This window comes from Flavobacterium gyeonganense, from assembly GCF_029625295.1.
Lineage (GTDB): Bacteria > Bacteroidota > Bacteroidia > Flavobacteriales > Flavobacteriaceae > Flavobacterium > Flavobacterium gyeonganense.
This window is the reverse complement of sequence record NZ_CP121112.1, coordinates 966,443-987,489: the sequence shown is the minus strand read 5'-3', so window position 1 is coordinate 987,489 and position 21,047 is coordinate 966,443. Positions and strand designations below refer to the sequence as shown.

The following is a 21,047-nucleotide window of genomic DNA, read 5'->3' as shown; positions in this document are numbered from 1 at the left end:
ATTAGGCGGTAAATCAAGTTTAGCGCTTAAAGCATAAAGCTTTGTTTTAATAATCTGAATTGCCTCCAGTGTTATAGTTTTGTTCTAAAGCAGTCACAAGCTGAGCATCATTTGGTGCTTTGCCGTGCCATGCATGACTGTACATCATGTAATCTACACCATTACCCATTTCAGTATGAAGTAATACGCAAACCGGTTTTCCTTTTCCTGTTCTTGCTTTTGCTTCATTCATTCCGCCAATGATAGCTTCGATGTCGTTTCCTTTAGTGATTTCAATAACCTCCCAGTCGAAAGCTTCAAATTTAGCACGCAGGCTTCCCATGGCTAAAACTTCGTCAGTTGTTCCGTCGATTTGTTTTCCGTTAAGGTCAACTGTTGCGATAAGGTTGTCTACTTTTTTTGCAGAAGCATACATGATAGCTTCCCAGTTTTGACCTTCCTGTAATTCACCATCTCCGTGTAAAGTATAAACCAAATGATTATCACCATTTAATTTTTTAGCCTGTGCAGCACCAAGAGCGACAGACAAACCTTGTCCTAATGATCCGGAAGCCATACGAACTCCAGGTAGCCCTTCGTGAGTTGTAGGGTGTCCTTGTAAACGAGAGTTTAATAATCTGAAAGTAGCAAGTTCTGAGATAGGGAAATAACCGCTTCTTGCTAAAACGCTATAAAATACAGGTGAAATATGGCCATTTGAAAGGAAGAAAAGGTCTTCTCCTATTCCATCCATATCAAAACCTTCTTTACGTTCCATAATGTTTTGGTATAATGCTACCAAAAATTCGGTGCAACCTAATGAACCACCTGGGTGACCTGAGTTGACAGCATGTACCATTCTAAGAATATCTCTTCTTACCTGGATCGTTAAATCGCTTAATTGTTGTGTGTTAGGCTTCATTTTATATGTAAAAGTTAAACTGGTGCAAAAGTAATTTTTATTTTGCGGGCTGACAAATGATTTTCTGCTTTAGTTTGCTGCAATTGTGAAATTCCGGTGCTTTTTTTATTAATCTTAAAAAAATTCCGGAAATGATTTGAATTTTCGAAAAGAGATGTTTCTGTTTTGATGTTTCTTGATGATAATTAAAACTAAAAAAAGCCCCAAATGGGACTTTAATTTTAAATTGAGTTTCAGGTTTTATTCGGTATCACCTTCGCTGTAAAAGTTGTTTTCTTCGTCTTCAGAGCCAATTTCTTCCTGTTGATCATCAAGCTCAGAACCGGGTATGTCTAAGTCGTTGCCGAGTTTGTCACTATTTTGTTTCCATTCGTGATCTTCCTGGTTTATGATGATTTTTTCGCCTGAGATTCCTTCCGGATCAATGTCTTCGAGGTTTTCCTGCTGATTGTAGATGTCTTCTGTTTCCGGATAATCTAAGTTTTCCAGATTTCTTTCAATGTTTTTTTCGATTTGAGCATCCTTTATTTGATCTAGTTTGTCTTCTGAATTTATCATGATTTCTAATTTTTGTTGCTAATTATTTCTTTATCTGATTTATAAAATTATAAAAACATGCTGTTGATATAGTTATACTTTGATGTTATGATTGTTGCAAGTTTTTCATTTGGTTTCATTGTTAGATAATAATATAATTTTGCGTTAAGGATAATAGTGGTATCTCCCGATTTAGAAAAACAGGGTTTTTTAGCCGTAGTTTTTGTTAATTTGGAATATAGTGGATAGCCCGCCTTTTAGGGAACGCCAAAAAAATCCAAATTCCAAATTTCAGGTTTGTTAATCATTATCTAATTTTCTAATTGTCAAATTATCTAATTCTCGAAATTAACCTATCTTTGCGCTCTGAAAAAAGAAACAGATGAAGTTTGATTTATTACAAAAAGATCCGCAATCAAAAGCGAGAGCAGGAAGTATAACTACCGATCATGGTGTAATTGAAACGCCTATTTTTATGCCTGTTGGAACGGTGGCTTCGGTAAAAGGGGTGCATCAGCGTGAATTGAAAGACGATATTAATCCGGATATTATCCTTGGAAATACCTATCATTTATACTTGCGTCCACAGACCGAGATTCTTGAAAAGGCAGGCGGATTGCATAAATTCATGAATTGGGATCGTAATATTTTGACAGATTCTGGAGGATATCAGGTATATTCTCTTTCTTCAAACAGAAAAATCAAGGAAGAAGGGGTGAAGTTCAAGTCACATATTGACGGTTCGTATCACTTTTTTACACCTGAAAATGTGATGGAAATTCAGCGTACGATTGGTGCCGATATTATTATGGCTTTTGATGAATGTACGCCTTATCCTTGCGATTACAGATATGCGCAGCGTTCGATGCATATGACACACAGATGGTTGGATCGTTGTATTAATCATCTGGAAAAAGTGCCTTATAAATATGGTTATGAGCAAACGTTTTTTCCAATTGTTCAGGGAAGTACTTACAAAGATTTGAGACGTCAGTCGGCTGAATATATTGCGAATTCAGGGCAGCAGGGAAATGCAATTGGAGGATTATCAGTAGGGGAGCCTGCTGAGGAAATGTATGCCATGACTGAAGTGGTCTGCGAAATTCTTCCTGAAGATAAGCCTCGTTACTTAATGGGAGTAGGAACTCCTATAAATATATTAGAGAATATTGCATTAGGAATTGATATGTTTGATTGTGTCATGCCAACGCGTAACGCCAGAAACGGAATGTTGTTTACGGCGAACGGTACTATTAATATAAAAAACAAAAAGTGGGAAGCTGATTTTTCGCCAATTGATGAAATGGGACATACTTTTGTAGATACAGAATATTCAAAAGCTTATTTGCGCCACCTGTTTGCTGCTAATGAATATTTAGGAAAGCAAATTGCTACGATCCATAATCTTGGCTTTTATATGTGGCTGGTTCGTGAAGCCAGAAAACATATCCTTGCAGGTGATTTCAGATCATGGAAAGAAATGATGGTTAAAAATATGAGTCAAAGACTATAAAAAAGTTTTTTTGTTTCAGGTTTCATATTCTCTACGGCAACTTGAAAAGTGAAAAACCTGAAACTTTAAAAAAAAACAAAAACATATGCTGACAATAATAGATAAGTATATTTTAAAAAGATATTTAGCCACTTTTTCGGTGATGATTCTTTTGTTTATTCCCATTGGAATTGTAATTGATGTTTCTGAAAAGGTGAATAAAATGCTGGAAAACAAAATTCCTTTTACGCAAATTGCCATTTACTATTATAACTTTACTGTTTATTTTGCGAATTCGCTGTTTCCTATATTTTTATTTTTATCGGTAATCTGGTTTACTTCAAAGCTTGCAAATAATACCGAGATTATTGCTATTTTAAGTTCAGGGATTTCATTTACGCGATTTTTGAGGCCTTACATTATTGGTGCTTCTATCGTTTCGGTTTTTGTACTTTTAATGGGGTTTTTTATAGTCCCTGCTGCCAGTGAAGGGTTTAATAATTTTAGGTATACTTACTTAAAAGGAAATGGCAAACAGTTGATGCGTGGTGAAAATACCAATGTCTACAGGCAGATTAATGATAACGATTTTATTTTTGTAAATAGTTTTAATGAAGAAACTAAAACAGCTTTTAATTTTTCATTGGAGCATTTTGAAAAAGATAAACTTACTTATAAAATTACTGCCAGCCGAATTACCTGGGATCCTAAAAAGAAGACTTATGTTTTGTATGATTATACCAAAAGAACGGTCGGAGAACTCAACGATGTAATCGAGAAAAACCCTGAAAAACCGGTAAAGTTCAAGTTTGAGCTGGCTGATTTAACACCGGTTGTCTATATAGCAGAAACGCTTTCTCTAGGCGATTTAATTGATTTTATTAATAAGGAACGCAAAAGAGGTTCAGCAAATATAAATACTTATTTGGTCGTATTATATAAGAAATACAGTGTGCCGGTTTCTGCTTTTATTTTAACTATTATTGCAGTGGCGGTTTCGTCTATGAAGCGTCGTGGCGGAATGGGAATTAATCTGGCCATAGGAATTGCAATTGCTTTTTCATTCGTATTTTTTGATAAAATATTTGGTACTCTTGCCGAAAAATCAACTTTCTCACCTTTTTTAGCTGTGTGGTTTCCGAATATTGTTTTCGGGGCTCTGGCAATTTACTTACTACGCAATGCGAAACGATAATTTAAAAAGCTATTTAAATCTTCATTTAATAGTTTTTATATGGGGATTTACGGCTATTCTTGGGGCTTTGATTACTATTGATGCCGATAATCTGGTTTGGTACAGAATGTTGTTGGCTTTAATTTTTTTAGGTGCTTTTATTATTTATAAAAAACAATCTTTTCACGTTCCGGTAAAGGAACTTTTTAAGTTGGTTTTTGTAGGCTTGTTAATTGCTCTGCATTGGATATTCTTTTTTAAAGCTATTCACGTTTCAAACGTTTCGATTACGCTTTCCATATTTTCATTAGGGGCTTTTTTTGCTTCATTGTTAGAGCCGCTTTTCTACGGAAGAAAAATATTGTGGTACGAAGTTTTTTTTGGACTAATCATTATAGCTGGATTAGCTTTGATACTACAGGTAGAAATAAAATATCTTACAGGAGTGTATTATGCATTGGCATCTATCATATTAGGAGTTGTATTTACTTTACTAAATGGTAAATTAATCTCAGATCATGAGCCTTCGCTTATAACATTTTATGAATTTGGTGCTGGCGTTTTCTTTATCTCTCTTTATTTTTTAATACAGGGAAAATTTAGCGTGGATTTTTTTACTATCTCATTAAATAATTGGGCTTTATTGCTCATTTTAGCTTCGGTTTGTACGGCATATGCGTTTACAGCTTCTGTAAAAGTAATGCAGCGCTTAACGCCTTATACCGTTATGTTAACTACTAATTTAGAGCCTGTTTATGGAATTGTACTGGCTTATTTTATACTTGGCGGAAAAGAAAAGATGAGTGCTGAATTTTATATAGGAGCGCTGATCATTGTAATTACGGTTATTTTAAATGGTGTTTTCAAACATTCTCAAAACAAGAAAAAAAGTAATCTTTTACTTATTTATAAATTACGTATTAATACTTTAGTGTGAATTATTTACACCAATGATATAATATTTTTATATTTGCGGTTCGATTTAAAAACAAAATTCAAAAATCCATGGAATATTTAGATTTTGAGCTTCCAATCAAAGAACTTGAAGAACAGCTGGAAAAGTGTGTTATAATTGGAAAAGAATCTGATGTTGATGTAACACCTACCTGTCAAGAAATCAACAAAAAATTAGAACAAACTAAAAAAGAAATATATAAAAATCTTACCGCCTGGCAGCGTGTACAATTGTCAAGGCATCCAAACAGACCTTATACTCTGGATTATATCAGAGCAATATGTGGAGATACGTTCTTAGAACTTCACGGAGATCGTGGATTTAAAGATGATAAAGCAATGGTTGGCGGATTAGGAAAAATAAACGGTCAGTCGTTTATGATTGTGGGCCAGCAAAAAGGTTTTAATACTAAAACACGCCAGTACCGTAATTTTGGTATGGCAAATCCCGAAGGATACCGCAAAGCTTTACGTTTGATGAAAATGGCAGAGAAATTTGGAATTCCGGTTTTAACTTTGGTTGACACCCCGGGTGCATATCCTGGACTTGAAGCAGAAGAAAGAGGACAGGGAGAAGCTATTGCCAGAAATATTTTTGAAATGGTTCGTTTGAAAGTGCCAATTATTACTATTATTGTTGGAGAAGGTGCGTCCGGAGGAGCTTTAGGAATAGGTGTAGGAGACAGGGTTTATATGTTAGAGAATACCTGGTATTCTGTTATTTCTCCTGAATCATGTTCTTCTATTTTATGGAAAAGCTGGGAGTATAAAGAGCGTGCGGCAGAAGCTTTAAAGTTAACTTCATCTGATATGAAAAAACAAAAATTAGTGGATGATGTTATTCCGGAACCACTTGGTGGGGCACATTACGACAGGGAAACTACTTTTAAAACTGTAGCAGAATATATTACCAAAGGATATAATGAACTGAAAGATTTATCAACAGCCGATTTAATTGCCCAGAGAATGGACAAATACAGTAATATGGGCGAGTATAAAGAATAAATTCATATAAATGATATTAAATCCGAAGCCTTACAGTTTCGGATTTTTTTTGGTTATGAACAAAAAAGACTTACTTATAAACAAATATTACTTATAACTAGATAGTAATGTTTTTTTTAATTTCGCTAATTTCGCTAAATGGAAAATTTCAAAAATATAAACCCTGTAAAGGTAGATAAAACCACCATAATTAATTTAGAAAAAGGGAAACTACCACCACAAGCACTTGATTTAGAGGAGGCTGTTCTTGGCGCGATGATGATTGATAAAAAAGGGGTAGATGATGTAATTGACATTTTGCAGCCTGATGCATTTTATAAAGACGCACATAAATATATTTTTGAAGCTATTATTCAGCTTTTCACAGAAACGCAGCCTATTGACTTGCTTACCGTTTCCAGCCAGTTAAAAAAGAATGGAAAATTAGAGTTAGCTGGAGGCGACTTTTATTTGATTCAGTTGACACAAAAAATTGCTTCTTCTGCACATATCGAATTTCACTCCCGTATCATTCTTCAGAAGTTTATTCAACGAAGTTTAATTAGAATTTCATCTGAAATTATCGAGGCATCGTATGATGAAACTACAGATGTTTTTGATTTATTAGACCAGGCCGAATCAAAACTATATGAAGTAACTCAGGGAAATATCAAACGTAGTTCTGAAACTGCACAGAGCTTAGTTTTACAAGCTAAAAAGAAAATTGAAGAGATTTCTAAAAAAGAGGGATTAAGTGGTGTTGAAACTGGTTTTACGAATTTAGATAAGCTAACTTCAGGATGGCAGCCTAGTGATTTAATTATCATTGCGGCCAGACCAGCAATGGGAAAAACAGCATTTGTACTTTCTATGGCCAGAAATATTGCTATTCAATTTGGACACGGAGTAGCTTTGTTTTCTCTGGAGATGGCTTCTGTTCAATTGATTACAAGGTTGATTTCGTCAGAAACAGGATTGTCATCAGAGAAATTACGTACGGGTAAACTGGAACCTCATGAATGGACCATGTTGAGTACCAAAGTAAAAGACTTAGAGAAAGCACCTTTGTTTATTGATGATACCCCATCACTTTCTATTTTCGATTTAAGAGCAAAATGCCGTCGTTTAGCTTCACAACACAATATTAAAATCATCATCATTGATTATTTACAGTTGATGACTGCTGGAGGAAATAATAAAGGGGGAGGAAATCGTGAGCAGGAAATTTCTACAATTTCCAGAAACTTAAAAGCTTTAGCAAAGGAACTTAATGTGCCTGTAATTGCACTTTCTCAGCTATCTCGTGCAGTAGAAACCCGCGGATCAAGTAAGCGACCTTTGTTATCGGATCTTCGTGAATCTGGAGCTATTGAGCAGGATGCCGATATCGTTTCGTTTTTATATCGTCCAGAATATTACAAAATTGACGAATGGGATGATGATGAAGCTTCGCCAACAGCTGGTCAGGCAGAAATTATGATCGCTAAACACCGTAATGGAGGTATTGAAAACATTCGATTAAAATTTTTAGGGCACCTCGGTAAATTTGATAACCTGGATGATTTTTCAGGAAGTTACGATGATCTGCCATCAAAAATGAATCATGATGATAATCAGTATATCACTAAAAATCTACCGTCTGCAAATGAAGCTTTCGGAAGTAATCTGAATGAAGATGATGATGATAGCGATGTGCCGTTTTAAAAGTTAAATTCAGATTTAATATAAAGAGAAAGGGAAAAGTCATATGATTTTTCCCTTTCTGATTTAAAAGAATTTATAAAACCTTTTGAATTATTTTTTCAGAATCAATTTGTGAGTAATTAATTTACTCCCTTTCTTTTCTGTTATGAAATAAACCCCGTCAGCCTGACTTTCAAGATTAATTGTGTTAACTATATCAGAGGTAACTCTTGCTGTTTTAATAGTTTGTCCCAATTGATTTATAATATTCAAATCAGCATCATGATCAGTTTGTATATTTACAATACCATTGTTTGGATTTGGATATATTACAAATTTAGATTTTTCTTCTACATCAGGATTAGCTAAAGATGTTACAGGTATGCATGATGATAAAGTACTACATGTCCCAATTGTTATAACAACCGCATATGAACCAATAGCTGTTGGAGTGTACGATTGCCCGTTTTCTCCAACTAATATAGTAGCAGGACATTGAATCCATTGGTATGAAGCGCCAGTTTGTGTTGCTGTAATGACACCTGATGTCAGAGTAGCTCCATTGTCTAATTCACATACATTATTAATAGTAATTGTAAACTGTTTTTCAAAACTTAAACCACCCTGATCTGTTGTTCTTATTCTAATAGAATAAGAAGATTTGGTTTCAAAATCCGGGCTTGCATTGATCTGCAGGTTTGCACCACTGATGGTGAAAGCGCTGTTGTCTGTACTTCCTGCACCCGCTACCAAAGTATAGGTAAAGGTATTTGCAGCATCCACATCAACAGAAGATAAAACGCCGACTGTTGTTCCGGCAGCTACATTTTCGTTGATTGCCGTAGCAGAAAGGGCCAGATCAGTTGGAACTTCGTTCAGGTTGTTTACATTGATAGTAAATGTTTTTTCAAAAGAAAGTCCACCCTGATCGGCAGTTCTTAGTCTGATGGAATAAGAAGATTTGGTTTCAAAATCCGGGCTTGCATTGATCTGCAGGTTTGCCCCGCTGATGGTGAAAGCGCTGTTGTCTGTACTTCCTGCACCCGCTACCAAAGTATAGGTAAAGGTATTTGCAGCATCCACATCAACAGAAGATAAAACGCCGACTGTTGTTCCGGCAGCTACATTTTCGTTGATTGCCGTAGCAGAAAGGGCCAGATCAGTTGGAACTTCGTTCAGGTTGTTTACATTGATAGTAAATGTTTTTTCAAAAGAAAGTCCACCCTGATCGGCAGTTCTTAGTCTGATGGAATAAGAAGATTTGGTTTCAAAATCCGGGCTTGCATTGATCTGCAGGTTTGCCCCGCTGATGGTGAAAGCGCTGTTGTCTGTACTTCCTGCACCCGCTACCAAAGTATAGGTAAAGGTATTTGCAGCATCCACATCAACAGAAGATAAAACGCCGACTGTTGTTCCGGCAGCTACATTTTCGTTGATTGCCGTAGCAGAAAGGGCCAGATCAGTTGGAACTTCGTTCAGGTTGTTTACATTGATAGTAAATGTTTTTTCAAAAGAAAGTCCACCCTGATCGGCAGTTCTTAGTCTGATGGAATAAGAAGATTTGGTTTCAAAATCCGGGCTTGCATTGATCTGCAGGTTTGCCCCGCTGATGGTGAAAGCGCTGTTGTCTGTACTTCCTGCACCCGCTACCAAAGTATAGGTAAAGGTATTTGCAGCATCCACATCAACAGAAGATAAAACGCCGACTGTTGTTCCGGCAGCTACATTTTCGTTGATTGCCGTAGCAGAAAGGGCCAGATCAGTTGGAACTTCGTTCAGGTTGTTTACATTGATAGTAAATGTTTTTTCAAAAGAAAGTCCACCCTGATCGGCAGTTCTTAGTCTGATGGAATAAGAAGATTTGGTTTCAAAATCCGGGCTTGCATTGATCTGCAGGTTTGCCCCGCTGATGGTGAAAGCGCTGTTGTCTGTACTTCCTGCACCCGCTACCAAAGTATAGGTAAAGGTATTTGCAGCATCCACATCAACAGAAGATAAAACGCCGACTGTTGTTCCGGCAGCTACATTTTCGTTGATTGCCGTAGCAGAAAGGGCCAGATCAGTTGGAACTTCGTTCAGGTTGTTTACATTGATAGTAAATGTTTTTTCAAAAGAAAGTCCACCCTGATCGGCAGTTCTTAGTCTGATGGAATAAGAAGATTTGGTTTCAAAATCCGGGCTTGCATTGATCTGCAGGTTTGCCCCGCTGATGGTGAAAGCGCTGTTGTCTGTACTTCCTGCACCCGCTACCAAAGTATAGGTAAAGGTATTTGCAGCATCTACATCAACAGAAGATAAAACGCCGACTGTTGTTCCGGCAGCTACATTTTCGTTGATTGCCGTAGCAGAAAGGGCCAGATCAGTTGGAACTTCGTTCAGGTTGTTTACATTGATAGTAAATGTTTTTTCAAAAGAAAGTCCACCCTGATCGGCAGTTCTTAGTCTGATGGAATAAGAAGATTTGGTTTCAAAATCCGGGCTTGCATTGATCTGCAGGTTGGCCCCGCTGATGGTGAAAGCGCTGTTGTCTGTACTTCCTGCACCCGCTACCAAAGTATAGGTAAAGGTATTTGCAGCATCCACATCAACAGAAGATAAAACGCCGACTGTTGTTCCGGCAGCTACATTTTCGTTGATTGCCGTAGCAGAAAGGGCCAGATCAGTTGGAACTTCGTTCAGGTTGTTTACATTGATAGTAAATGTTTTTTCAAAAGAAAGTCCACCCTGATCGGCAGTTCTTAGTCTGATGGAATAAGAAGATTTGGTTTCAAAATCCGGGCTTGCATTGATCTGCAGGTTGGCCCCGCTGATGGTGAAAGCGCTGTTGTCTGTACTTCCTGCACCCGCTACCAAAGTATAGGTAAAGGTATTTGCAGCATCTACATCAACAGAAGATAAAACGCCGACTGTTGTTCCGGCAGCTACATTTTCGTTGATTGCCGTAGCAGAAAGGGCCAGATCAGTTGGAACTTCGTTCAGGTTGTTTACATTGATAGTAAATGTTTTTTCAAAAGAAAGTCCACCCTGATCGGCAGTTCTTAGTCTGATGGAATAAGAAGATTTAGTTTCAAAATCCGGGCTTGCATTGATCTGCAGGTTGGCCCCGCTGATGGTGAAAGCGCTGTTGTCCGTACTTCCTGCACCTGCAACTAAAGAGTAAGTGAAAGTATTTCCTAAATCTACATCAACAGAAGATAAAACGCCGACTGTTGATCCAGCAGCTACATTTTCGTTGATTGCCGTAGCAGAAAGGGCCAGATCAGTTGGAACTTCGTTCAGGTTGTTTACATTGATAGTAAATGTTTTTTCAAAAGAAAGTCCACCCTGATCGGCAGTTCTTAGTCTGATGGAATAAGAAGATTTAGTTTCAAAATCCGGGCTTGCATTGATCTGCAGGTTGGCCCCGCTGATGGTGAAAGCGCTGTTGTCTGTACTTCCTGCACCCGCTACCAAAGTATAGGTAAAGGTATTTGCAGCATCTACATCAACAGAAGATAAAACGCCGACTGTTGATCCAGCAGCTACATTTTCGTTGATTGCCGTAGCAGAAAGGGCCAGATCAGTTGGAACTTCGTTCAGGTTGTTTACATTGATAGTAAATGTTTTTTCAAAAGAAAGTCCACCCTGATCGGAAGTTCTTAGTCTGATGGAATAAGAAGATTTGGTTTCAAAATCCGGGCTTGCATTGATCTGCAGGTTGGCCCCGCTGATGGTGAAAGCGCTGTTGTCTGTACTTCCTGCACCCGCTACCAAAGTATAGGTAAAGGTATTTGCAGCATCTACATCAACAGAAGATAAAACGCCGACTGTTGTTCCGGCAGCTACATTTTCGTTGATTGCCGTAGCAGAAAGGGCCAGATCAGTTGGAACTTCGTTCAGGTTGTTTACATTGATAGTAAATGTTTTTTCAAAAGAAAGTCCACCCTGATCGGAAGTTCTTAGTCTGATGGAATAAGAAGATTTAGTTTCAAAATCCGGGCTTGCATTGATCTGCAGGTTTGCCCCGCTGATGGTGAAAGCGCTGTTGTCTGTACTTCCTGCACCCGCTACCAAAGTATAGGTAAAGGTATTTGCAGCATCTACATCAACAGAAGATAAAACGCCGACTGTTGTTCCGGCAGCTACATTTTCGTTGATTGCCGTAGCAGAAAGGGCCAGATCAGTTGGAACTTCGTTCAGGTTGTTTACATTGATAGTAAATGTTTTTTCAAAAGAAAGTCCACCCTGATCGGAAGTTCTTAGTCTGATGGAATAAGAAGATTTAGTTTCAAAATCCGGGCTTGCATTGATCTGCAGGTTGGCCCCGCTGATGGTGAAAGCGCTGTTGTCCGTACTTCCTGCACCTGCAACTAAAGAGTAAGTGAAAGTATTTCCTAAATCTATATCAACAGAAGATAAAACGCCCACTGTTGATCCAGCAGCTACATTTTCGTTGATAGATGTTGCTGAAAGATCTAAGTCTGTTGGGTTGGCATTAGGAAGTATAAAAATCGGGTTTATACCAGGAAATGAACTTCCTATTGCACCAGGAGTTATGTTAAAAGTTACGGTTTCGCTTCTGGTCCACTTTGATACATTACCAATTTCGCTAAGTATTTGTGATTTAGTACCAATGAAAATTCCTGTATAAACATTATTATCTCCATGATATCCTCCATTAGATGGGTCTCTGTTAAGTGCAATAGCCGTTGATCCAAGAGTAAGAGATGGAGGTAAATATGAATTATTATTGTTAGGAGTTCCTGATCCAGATACATTAAATTGCCCTGCAGGTTGATTTATAGCATTAAAAGTTGCGCTAAAGGTATTTGTCCATGCAAAGATGAAATTATTTATAGATGTTGGAGAATTTCCTTGAAAAATAAACCAGTTATCTCCTCCTGCGGGTACCGGACAATTTGTGGCAGTTGCATTTGACCATCCCGTTACAGTAACAGTACCCGGTAAGCCAGTAACAACAGGAGTAGCTCCTCCAGAGATTGTTAATTTAGTCACTGTTCCAGCAGCCAATGCTGTAGTTGTCCAGGTAATTGAACCTTCTGAAGTGTTACTCACAGAAGTAGTACCGAAAGTACCTGTCGTTTCATCATATCCGTAATCTGTTATTCGAATAACAGTATTTGCTTGTATAGGAGCAAGATTTACGATAGTCATTTCGTAGGGTACCACATCGTAATTAGTTCCTATAATCGCAATATCGCCAGGACTTAATGTTTGCGCATTCAAAGATGTTATCATGCCTAGAAAACATGCGAGTACGAGTAATTTTTTATACATAACATTATTTTTTAAAATATTACAAAAAAGGACCGTTACAAAAACAGTCCTTGTAAATTAAAGATTTATGGTCTGGAAGGATATATACCCTGAACGCAAATAATATATTGCATTGCCACAAAAGGTGGTACAGTTGGTAATGGTTGAGGACCATTTCCCCATGGTGACAAAGTCAATCCTGTCGGGTCAAAATTTAAGTTATTAGTGACTGTTGAAGTACCTCCTGCTAAGGGTATAGTTGGTGTACCATTAGTATAAAGATTGGGTTGACCACTTCCTCCAACATCACCTGTAGTACCTAAAGCATTATTTGTTGCAGAAGGTGATGGAGATGCTCCGTCTGCTGTACTTGCTTGTAAAACAGTACTTACTGTTACAGCACCGGTCAGGTTTGTTCCTGCTCCTTTTACAATTGTGTGCGTATGAGGAGGCATATTATTGGATGTAATTGTGTAGGATTGATTTCCACCAACTTGTCCTAAAGCATATGTTCCTCCAGGGTGTACTCCTCCGATGTTTGAACATTGTGTCGGAAATGCTCCGCGTAAGTCAGGAAGTTTAAAAGTATTCATTCCGTCTCCACCATAAGTTGTGCCTAATATAGAAAATAAAGCTGTGTTTTGGCTTATTGATAAAGTTTGTCCTTCACAAGTTAAGAAGCCTACAGGAGCAAAATTTCCTGCAAAAAGTTTGATGGTTCCCATTATTTCGTCCATAATTGTTTCTTTTAAGATTAATTAATTATTTATTGTTAGTAAATTGTATTCTCAAAAATATTCAACTGTAAAAAAAAGGCTCAAAAAAATGACATGAGAGCATCAACTAATGTCATAAGATCAAAAAACACGTGTATAATTCTATATCATAATAATTTAAAATTTTAAAGAATGAAAAACCCTATTGTAATTGCTTTTTTGATTTGTCTTTTGTATAAGTGAATTTGTAAATGAAAAATCAGAATTGAGTTACTTAATAAGATTTAGTTATTCAGGATTTAAAATAACGGTAAGTTTTATTTTATAATAAAAAAATATGAATATTTAACTAACTCTTTTTTTATGAGGCTGTTAACAAAATTAAATCATAATAAAAATATAATTACACGTATTTATACCTGTTTTTAGTCAAGTATCTATATATCAGTATTTTTAAAAATGGTTTTAAATATTATTTTTTGTTTTAAATGTTAACTTTTTAAAATAATTCCTTAGTTTAGCTTATATTAAGCATAATTAATTTAACCAAAACTAGTAGATTATGGCAGAAGAAAAATTTGCAGGACCAATTCAGATTCCATTAGCAGTTGCAAAAGAATGGGAAAAGAGATACGAGAATGATACTACACTTGAAGATAGTAACAGCAAGATAAAATCTTATTTGATACCGAGGGAAAGTTTAGAAATTGTATTGCAGCTTAATACTGATGCTGTTCGTGCTTATATAGGTATTAATGATCAAAATGAAAAAACATTACTTTTTGTTGGGGCAAATTTGAACAAAGAAACCGGTAAATATATAGATGTTTATGGACCTCCTGAAAACCAGGGTAGTGCTAAATCAGTTGAAGAGGTTGTTTATGATGGAACACGCCCTTCGCCTCCTTTTTAAAAATACAGAATTCAATATTAATGATAGATTTTTTAATATATTCAGGTTATTTATTATTATTAATTAATCTGATTTTATATACTTACAGCTTTTTCCGTAAGGAAAAAGTTAATATTTTTTTTATGTGTTATTTGCTTTTTTCTTTTATAATGCAGTTTACAATGGAATTTATGTACCATTTTAGATTTGATAATTTGTTCGTAATCAATATATTTGTTGTCGGGCAGATGATTTTGTTAAGTTTATTTTATGCATCCATTGTAAAATTAGAATCTCAAAAACGAATAGTAAAGCGTAGTTTATATTGTGCTTTATTCATTTTGAGCATTCAGTTTTTTATTGATTACAGGCAATTCTTAAAATTTAACTTGTTTGCAATAACCATTGCTTCTTTGTTAATAGTAGCATTTGCGTTACTGCATTTTTATAATATGCTCACTGAAAATAAATCATACTATTACATTACTATAGCTGTAATTTTTTTTATGTTAGGCTCTACGATTTTGTATTTAGTAGGAAATCTGACTTTAAGTTTGAGTGATGATTTAAAATATCTGTCATGGAAATTAAATGCTTTTTTATTTTTGGTTTACCAATTATTTATTTTATATGAATGGAAAGTAAGCTTTTCCCAAAAAACTTTTATTCAGGTTGAATAGTGTTATTTAATTAAATAAGTTTTTAGTTATGAAAAAAATAAAAAAAATCGGCTTTTATGTATTGATTGTTTTTGTGTTTTCATGTCAAAAAGAAAATAATCAGGAAGATGTCGCTCCGGCATTAGTTGTACAAAATGAGAATTGGTTATCTGCTAAGCTGGATGCTAAATTTGCAAGTTCGCAAAAAGAGGTGGCTGCTTATTTATTTCCAATCAGTGAAATGAAGTTATTGATGGAAAGACCAAATATAACTCAGGTGCATTTCAAATTAGGATTTGTTGATAATATAATACAAATGCAAGTAGCTAGTGTTGATGAATCTGATCATGAGTTAGGAATAGTTAAATCATCAATATTAAAAGAATCCATTTTTAGAAGTGAATTAGCGAATCTTAAAGCATTATCTGTAAGCGCAACTAAAAAGAGAACAGAGTTATTAAATTCACATTTATTGTCACCACGTGACGCATCCCTCTGGATTAGTGAATGGCAAAAAAAACTCAGCAATATTTCTGAACTGGACGAAGTAACTTCATATGAGGGTAACCGTTTTCGTTATTTTAATTTAGAAGCAGAAGTTGTCAAAGTCATGCTATATAACGGCAATGTAAATTTAGGTGCTTTTTTTGGGATTAATCCTAAAGGAAAAGCCACTATTATTTTAATTGGGCTTGATAAAAATAATCAAGTAAAAAAGACGTCAGTCACATCTGAAGAAACAGAAGATATATACGATGGTACGCGCCCATGTCCACCTTGTATTGAAGAAGAAAATCCAATAAAATAGTATTTAAATATGAAAAAGTATAAAAAGTCTCTGTCAATTTTTTGACGGAGATTTTATTGTTTACAACTAAAGTATGACACTTCATTGATAAAATAAATCAATATATTTGAATACGATTATATTCGATAATAAAAAATACAACGATTTATATGAATGTAAATTCCATTCCTGAAAAAGAAGTTGTCGCAATTATTTTGTACATCTCACTTTTTTTTATGATTGTAGCAGTTGCTTTGATTGTCTTTTTTTATTTTTCCAGAAAAAAGATTATTCAAAAAGAATTAGAAAAAAAGATTTAGTATTAGCACATCAAAAAGAGCAGTTGCATGCTGTTATCATCACACAGGAGGAAGAAAGGAAAAGAATAGCTCAGGATTTGCACGATGACATTAGCTCAAAATTAAATGTAGTTTCATTGAATAGTTATTTACTAACTTCAGCAAATTTAACAGAAACTGAAACAAAAGAAATTACTGCAAATATTATTAATATAACAGCAAAGGCATTAGATAATTCAAGAAAAATTGCCCATAATTTATTGCCGCCTGTTTTTGATAAATTCGGACTCCATGCCGGAATTGAAGAACTATGTGAAGAATTTGAGAGTAGTAAATCTGTTAAAGTGTCATATCAAAACAAAATTGAGTTTGATGAAAGTGAAAAAAATAGACATTTACACGTTTTTAGGATTTTACAAGAGTTGATGAATAATTCTTTGCGACATGGAAAGGCTTCAGAAATCTCTATAAATTTAGATAAAGTTAATGGTAGCAATAGCTGTTTTTATAAAGACAACGGGATAGGTTTTGATTCTAAAAATTCTGAAAATCAGAAAGGATTAGGGATGAAGAATATAGATAGCAGGATATCTTTCTTAAATGGAAGCATTGATATAAAATCTGAAATCAATAAGGGGATTGAAGTTTTTTTTACATTTTAACTTGATTAGTTATTTTGCTTAAATTACTATTAATATTACTCATTGGTTTTTTATATGATATAATTTGTAATTTCGAATTCTAAGAAGATTTAAACTCAGGAAAATGAATAATTTTACTATCAAAATAGTTTTAGTTGATGATGAAATCTTATTTCGTAAAGGGATATCTTTTTTACTTCAAAGAGAAGAAAATATTGAAGTTCTTTTTGAAGCATCAAATGGAGAAGAATTGATTTCAAATTTGAATAATAGTGAGATTAAGCCAGACATTATTATTATGGATCTGAAAATGCCTGTTCTAAATGGTGTTGAGGCTACTAAAGTTATTAGAAAATTTTTTCCAGATATTAAAATTATTGCATTGACTAGTTATGATACTAGATCATTCGTGATAAATATGATTCAGGTAGGGGCAGTCGCTTATTTGGTAAAAAATACAACTCCAGCAGATTTAATAAATACAATAAATGAAGTTGCAAAAAAAGGATTTTTTTATAATGAAAAGATTTTAAAAACCATACAAGATACCATGCTGCCTTCAAAAAATTCTAGAATCAATTTAGAATCTGGTTTTTTATCACCAAGGGAAATCGAAGTACTTCAGCTTATTTGCAATCAAAAAACCACGGCTGAAATTGCCGAAGAACTCTTCTTGAGCCCCAGAACGGTAGAAGGACACAGAAATAATTTATTACTTAAAACTGAGTCTAGAAATATCGCTGGATTGGTTGTATATGCGATTCAAAATGAAATTGCAGTTTTAACTCCTTAAATTAACTGGTTAAAAATTGAATAGACAGAACATAATAGGATATAACAGTTATTGCTAATATACAAAGTGCTATTTTTTGTAGTATATTTAATTGTTTTGATTCCTTATCAGTTTCATTAATTTTCATTTATCTTAATTTTTATTATTTATTGAATGTTCAAATTTAACCAGAATATCTTTTTTGATTGTAAGTATTTATACCTGTTTTCACTTAATTGATCCAAAAAAAGTGATGATTAATATCAATAAATAACTATTCCAATATAGTTTTTAATACTTCCTTTATACCTTTACAGAAAATAGTTTACCGAAATGAAACAAAGCTTAAAATATATAGTAGTGTTCATAATGTCTATATCGGCAAAAGCATCTTTTATACTTCTCCCTATGGATGAAACTACACAACAAAATCACCTGAAGGCTTATGGGATAACCTATTGGTGTCTGAATAAGGATTATAAAGCCAGCTGGCTTTTAAATTATAGAGGTGGATCATTTTTATTGCCTGATGCTGATGAAATTCGTAAAGAATGTAAAATTCGTGGAGTAAGTTTTGAAATACTTTCTGATAGCGAACAAGTTTCAATTTTGGATGAAATTTCAAGTCCTTCACAAAACATGGAATCAGTCATTTTAGAAAAGGCTCCTAAAATTGCTGTTTATACACCAAAAGGAAAACAACCCTGGGATGATGCTGTAACTCTGGTTTTGACATATGCCGAAATTCCTTTTACACCAATTTATGATGAAGAGGTTTTAAGTGATCAGTTGTTGCTTTATGACTGGCTTCATTTACATCATGAGGATTTTACCGGACAATATGGTAAATTTTATGCAGCTTACAAAAATACACCCTGGTATATTGAACAAAAAAAAGATGCTGAAGCCTTAGCAGTAAAATTAGGTTATGCAAAAGTTTCACAGGAAAAAGGCGCTGTTGCAAAAAAGATAAGGGACTTTGTTATTGGAGGAGGTTTTATGTTTGCTATGTGTTCTGCAACGGATAGCTTTGATATTTCTTTGACAGCAGATGGAATTGATATCTGTGAAGCAATGTTTGATGGAGATGCGAGTGAACCAAATTATCAGTCAAAACTGAACTATGGAAATTCTTTTGCCTTTAAAGATTTTATTCTTGAAAGAAGACCTGAACAATACGAGTTCTCAGATATTGATATGACTACAAAACGTAGAATAACACCTGATAAAGATTATTTTACTTTAATGGAGTACTCTGCAAAATGGGACCCAATACCAAGTATGCTTTGTCAAAACCATACACAATTGGTAAAAGGATTTATGGGGCAGACTACTTCATTTGATTCAGCATTGATCAAATCTAATGTTTTAATTATGGGAGCATGTGAACTTAATGGAGAAGCACGCTATATTCATGGAGAAAAAGGAAAAGGAATGTTTACTTTTTTTGGAGGACACGATCCCGAAGATTATCAGCATCAGGTAGGTGATCCGCCAACAGTTTTGGATTTACATCCAAATTCTCCTGGCTATCGATTGATTTTAAATAACGTTTTGTTTCCGGCTGCAAAAAAGAAAAAATTAAAAACGTAATCATGCTCTGAATATGTAGTTAAGAAAATATAAAGGCTTTTTCATAAACTTGAAAAAGCCTTTTTTGTTGGTTTAATTAAGAATTAAACTGCTCTTAATCCCGTTGCAATTGCGAATCTGTTCCATGAGTTTATCGTGATAATGGTAAGGATAATTTCAGCCAGATATTTTTCATCAAATAGACGGGCAGCATTTTGATAAACTTCATCAGAAACATGATTGCTGATTAATGTCACTTGTTCAGTTAAAGCTAAAATAGCTTTTTCTTCTTCCGTAAATACATCAGCTTCTCGCCATGCGCTGGTAAGATAAATTCGCTGTTCAGTTTCGCCTAATTTTCGGGCATCCGCTGTATGCATATTGATGCAAAAAGCACATCCGTTTACTTGTGAAGCACGAATTTTAATTAGCTCTTTATGAGTTGAAGTTAGTGAAGTTGTAGAAATGTATTTTTCTAAATTCATTAAGGCTTGGTAGGCTTCTGGAGCAACTTGTGGAATAACTATTCTTGAATTCATTTTTATATGTTTTAAAGTTCATTACAAAGGTCAGTGATGTATACTTTAAAAAACTTGAACTGCTTCAAGAAATTCAGGTCAGATTTTGCCGGATCTTATTTTACTCATGAATTCTGCAGAAAAATCTAAATAGGAGGCAAGCATATATTGGGGAACCCGCTGTACAAAATCTGGTTGCTGGTTTTTGAAATGGTTATATCTTTCTTCTGCCGACATCGTAAATAAAAATTTAATGCGCATTTGAGCAGCTCCAAAAGATTTTTGTGAAACGATTCTAAAGTATCTTTCAAGTTTGGGAATTTGAATTATAAGGGATTCTAATATATTTTTTTCTAATGCTATAATTTCGCAGTTCTCAACAGTTTGTATATAAAAATGTGAAGGACTATTATTATGATAACTTAAATAATCAGTTATCCACCAGTTTTCAATTGCAAATTGCAGGGTTTGTTCAGTTCCTTTCGTATTAATTATATATTGTCTGGCACAGCCTTTTGTGACGAAATACATAGTACTACAGATTTGGCCTTCTTGTAATAAGTGTTCTTTCTTTTTTACTTTTGAAAGGATGAGGCTCGATTCCAGAATATCAATTTCCTCAGAATTTAATATTATGAATTTCTGTATGTGGTTTAAAAGAGCTGTAAACATATTTGTTGCTTCTGAGTAGTTGGTTTAAAGATAAATCAGATTTATTATAAAAGCAAAAACCCAATCATTTGATTGGGTTTTTTATGATAAGTAAGTAATCTTAAATTGAGTTGATAAACGTTTATTTTACTTTATTAAGAATAGCTTTGAAAGCTTCTGGGTGGTTCATAGCTAAATCTGCAAGAACTTTACGGTTCAATTCGATTCCGTTAGCTTTAACTTTCCCCATGAATTGAGAATAAGACATTCCTTCTAATCTAGCTCCAGCGTTAATACGTTGAATCCATAAAGCACGGAAATTTCTTTTGTTTTGTTTTCTATCGCGGTAAGCGTAGCACATTGCTTTCTCTACTGCATTCTTAGCAACCGTCCAAACGTTTTTACGTCTGCCAAAGAAACCTTTGGCTTGCTTCATTATTTTTTTCTTCTTGCTCTTTTAGCAACTGAATTTACCGATCTTGGCATAATTTTAATGTGTTTTTTGTAGCAGGCGTCCTGAATTAAATCAAAGGAACTTCAAAGCCATACTCCAAGGTTA

At 34.8% G+C, this 21,047-nt stretch carries 17 protein-coding genes and 1 pseudogene; 11 read left to right on the top strand and 7 right to left on the bottom strand.

The genetic code is table 11. From position 1 onward, the window contains the following. Positions 1-46: 46 nt before the first annotated feature. Positions 47-901 (bottom strand): transketolase, encoded by an 855-nt coding sequence (locus P5P89_RS04135; protein WP_278010863.1) that lies wholly within the window; start codon positions 899-901, stop codon positions 47-49. A 240-nt stretch (positions 902-1,141) separates the two neighbouring features. Beyond that, positions 1,142-1,459 (bottom strand): hypothetical protein, encoded by a 318-nt coding sequence (locus tag P5P89_RS04130; protein WP_278010862.1) that lies wholly within the window; start codon positions 1,457-1,459, stop codon positions 1,142-1,144. Positions 1,460-1,820: 361 nt separating this feature from the next. Here P5P89_RS04130 and tgt point away from each other — a divergent pair, with 361 nt between their 5' ends. From tgt to dnaB, 5 genes are all read left to right on the top strand, one after another. Further along, a complete protein-coding gene (tgt, locus tag P5P89_RS04125) occupies positions 1,821-2,951 on the top strand; it encodes a tRNA guanosine(34) transglycosylase Tgt (RefSeq protein WP_278010861.1) in 1,131 nt (376 codons plus the stop codon). A gap of 85 nt (positions 2,952-3,036) precedes the next feature. After that, the gene (locus P5P89_RS04120) at positions 3,037-4,125 is read left to right on the top strand and encodes an LptF/LptG family permease (protein ID WP_278010860.1); all 1,089 of its coding nucleotides are present in this window, start codon (positions 3,037-3,039) and stop codon (positions 4,123-4,125) included. Then, positions 4,112-5,041, top strand: coding sequence for a DMT family transporter (locus tag P5P89_RS04115; protein WP_278010859.1), 930 nt, complete (start codon positions 4,112-4,114; stop codon positions 5,039-5,041). The genes P5P89_RS04120 and P5P89_RS04115 overlap by 14 nt, the downstream gene beginning before the upstream one ends. Positions 5,042-5,109: 68 nt before the next feature. Further along, positions 5,110-6,063 (top strand): acetyl-CoA carboxylase carboxyltransferase subunit alpha, encoded by a 954-nt coding sequence (locus tag P5P89_RS04110; protein ID WP_278010858.1) that lies wholly within the window; start codon positions 5,110-5,112, stop codon positions 6,061-6,063. Between the two features lie 138 nt (positions 6,064-6,201). Next, a complete protein-coding gene (gene dnaB, locus P5P89_RS04105; RefSeq protein WP_278010857.1) occupies positions 6,202-7,746 on the top strand; it encodes a replicative DNA helicase in 1,545 nt (514 codons plus the stop codon). A gap of 90 nt (positions 7,747-7,836) precedes the next feature. Here the strand turns inward: dnaB and P5P89_RS04100 are convergent, their stop codons facing one another. Both P5P89_RS04100 and P5P89_RS04095 read right to left on the bottom strand, forming a co-directional pair. Next, positions 7,837-13,002, bottom strand: a complete 5,166-nt coding sequence (locus P5P89_RS04100; RefSeq protein ID WP_278010856.1) for a T9SS type A sorting domain-containing protein — start codon at positions 13,000-13,002, stop codon at positions 7,837-7,839. 65 nt (positions 13,003-13,067) lie between these two features. Next, positions 13,068-13,718 carry a phage tail protein gene (locus tag P5P89_RS04095; protein ID WP_278010855.1) on the bottom strand — a complete coding sequence of 217 codons (651 nt, stop codon included), beginning with the start codon at positions 13,716-13,718 and terminating at the stop codon, positions 13,068-13,070. A gap of 541 nt (positions 13,719-14,259) precedes the next feature. Here P5P89_RS04095 and P5P89_RS04090 point away from each other — a divergent pair. The 6 genes from P5P89_RS04090 (at position 14,260) to P5P89_RS04065 (ending at position 19,340) form a co-directional block, all read left to right on the top strand. Further along, on the top strand, positions 14,260-14,610 hold the full coding sequence (locus P5P89_RS04090; protein WP_278010854.1) for a hypothetical protein: 351 nt from the start codon (positions 14,260-14,262) through the stop codon (positions 14,608-14,610). Positions 14,611-14,780: 170 nt separating this feature from the next. After that, positions 14,781-15,269, top strand: coding sequence for a hypothetical protein (locus P5P89_RS04085; RefSeq protein ID WP_278010853.1), 489 nt, complete (start codon positions 14,781-14,783; stop codon positions 15,267-15,269). A gap of 28 nt (positions 15,270-15,297) precedes the next feature. Next, positions 15,298-16,056, top strand: coding sequence for a hypothetical protein (locus tag P5P89_RS04080; protein ID WP_278010852.1), 759 nt, complete (start codon positions 15,298-15,300; stop codon positions 16,054-16,056). A 322-nt stretch (positions 16,057-16,378) separates the two neighbouring features. Further along, complete coding sequence (locus P5P89_RS04075; protein WP_340696517.1) at positions 16,379-16,996, top strand: sensor histidine kinase; 618 nt, start codon at positions 16,379-16,381, stop codon at positions 16,994-16,996. 103 nt (positions 16,997-17,099) lie between these two features. After that, positions 17,100-17,768 (top strand): response regulator transcription factor, encoded by a 669-nt coding sequence (locus P5P89_RS04070; protein ID WP_278010851.1) that lies wholly within the window; start codon positions 17,100-17,102, stop codon positions 17,766-17,768. Between the two features lie 312 nt (positions 17,769-18,080). Further along, positions 18,081-19,340 carry an asparagine synthetase B gene (locus tag P5P89_RS04065; protein ID WP_278010850.1) on the top strand — a complete coding sequence of 420 codons (1,260 nt, stop codon included), beginning with the start codon at positions 18,081-18,083 and terminating at the stop codon, positions 19,338-19,340. 83 nt (positions 19,341-19,423) lie between these two features. Here the strand turns inward: P5P89_RS04065 and P5P89_RS04060 are convergent, their stop codons facing one another. The 3 genes and pseudogenes from P5P89_RS04060 to rplT all read right to left on the bottom strand — a co-directional run bounded on the left by P5P89_RS04060 (position 19,424) and on the right by rplT (position 20,974). Continuing rightward, a complete protein-coding gene (locus P5P89_RS04060) occupies positions 19,424-19,858 on the bottom strand; it encodes a carboxymuconolactone decarboxylase family protein (protein WP_278010849.1) in 435 nt (144 codons plus the stop codon). A 78-nt stretch (positions 19,859-19,936) separates the two neighbouring features. After that, positions 19,937-20,509: a Crp/Fnr family transcriptional regulator gene (locus P5P89_RS04055; protein ID WP_278010848.1), complete on the bottom strand. Its 573-nt coding sequence runs from the start codon at positions 20,507-20,509 to the stop codon at positions 19,937-19,939. 121 nt (positions 20,510-20,630) lie between these two features. Continuing rightward, a pseudogene (gene rplT / locus P5P89_RS04050) lies at positions 20,631-20,974 on the bottom strand (50S ribosomal protein L20). Positions 20,975-21,047 lie beyond the last annotated feature (73 nt).

Excerpts from the sequence above, each read along its gene's own strand:
- P5P89_RS04135 (WP_278010863.1), bottom strand. The coding sequence starts at position 901 with ATGAAGCCTAACACACAACAATTAAGCGATTTAACGATCCAGGTAAGA.
- P5P89_RS04130 (WP_278010862.1), bottom strand. The coding sequence starts at position 1,459 with ATGATAAATTCAGAAGACAAACTAGATCAAATAAAGGATGCTCAAATC.
- tgt (WP_278010861.1), top strand. The coding sequence starts at position 1,821 with ATGAAGTTTGATTTATTACAAAAAGATCCGCAATCAAAAGCGAGAGCA.
- P5P89_RS04120 (WP_278010860.1), top strand. The coding sequence starts at position 3,037 with ATGCTGACAATAATAGATAAGTATATTTTAAAAAGATATTTAGCCACT.
- P5P89_RS04115 (WP_278010859.1), top strand. The coding sequence starts at position 4,112 with ATGCGAAACGATAATTTAAAAAGCTATTTAAATCTTCATTTAATAGTT.
- P5P89_RS04110 (WP_278010858.1), top strand. The coding sequence starts at position 5,110 with ATGGAATATTTAGATTTTGAGCTTCCAATCAAAGAACTTGAAGAACAG.
- dnaB (WP_278010857.1), top strand. The coding sequence starts at position 6,202 with ATGGAAAATTTCAAAAATATAAACCCTGTAAAGGTAGATAAAACCACC.
- P5P89_RS04100 (WP_278010856.1), bottom strand. The coding sequence starts at position 13,002 with ATGTATAAAAAATTACTCGTACTCGCATGTTTTCTAGGCATGATAACA.
- P5P89_RS04095 (WP_278010855.1), bottom strand. The coding sequence starts at position 13,718 with ATGGACGAAATAATGGGAACCATCAAACTTTTTGCAGGAAATTTTGCT.
- P5P89_RS04090 (WP_278010854.1), top strand. The coding sequence starts at position 14,260 with ATGGCAGAAGAAAAATTTGCAGGACCAATTCAGATTCCATTAGCAGTT.
- P5P89_RS04085 (WP_278010853.1), top strand. The coding sequence starts at position 14,781 with ATGTACCATTTTAGATTTGATAATTTGTTCGTAATCAATATATTTGTT.
- P5P89_RS04080 (WP_278010852.1), top strand. The coding sequence starts at position 15,298 with ATGAAAAAAATAAAAAAAATCGGCTTTTATGTATTGATTGTTTTTGTG.
- P5P89_RS04070 (WP_278010851.1), top strand. The coding sequence starts at position 17,100 with ATGAATAATTTTACTATCAAAATAGTTTTAGTTGATGATGAAATCTTA.
- P5P89_RS04065 (WP_278010850.1), top strand. The coding sequence starts at position 18,081 with ATGAAACAAAGCTTAAAATATATAGTAGTGTTCATAATGTCTATATCG.
- P5P89_RS04060 (WP_278010849.1), bottom strand. The coding sequence starts at position 19,858 with ATGAATTCAAGAATAGTTATTCCACAAGTTGCTCCAGAAGCCTACCAA.
- P5P89_RS04055 (WP_278010848.1), bottom strand. The coding sequence starts at position 20,509 with ATGTTTACAGCTCTTTTAAACCACATACAGAAATTCATAATATTAAAT.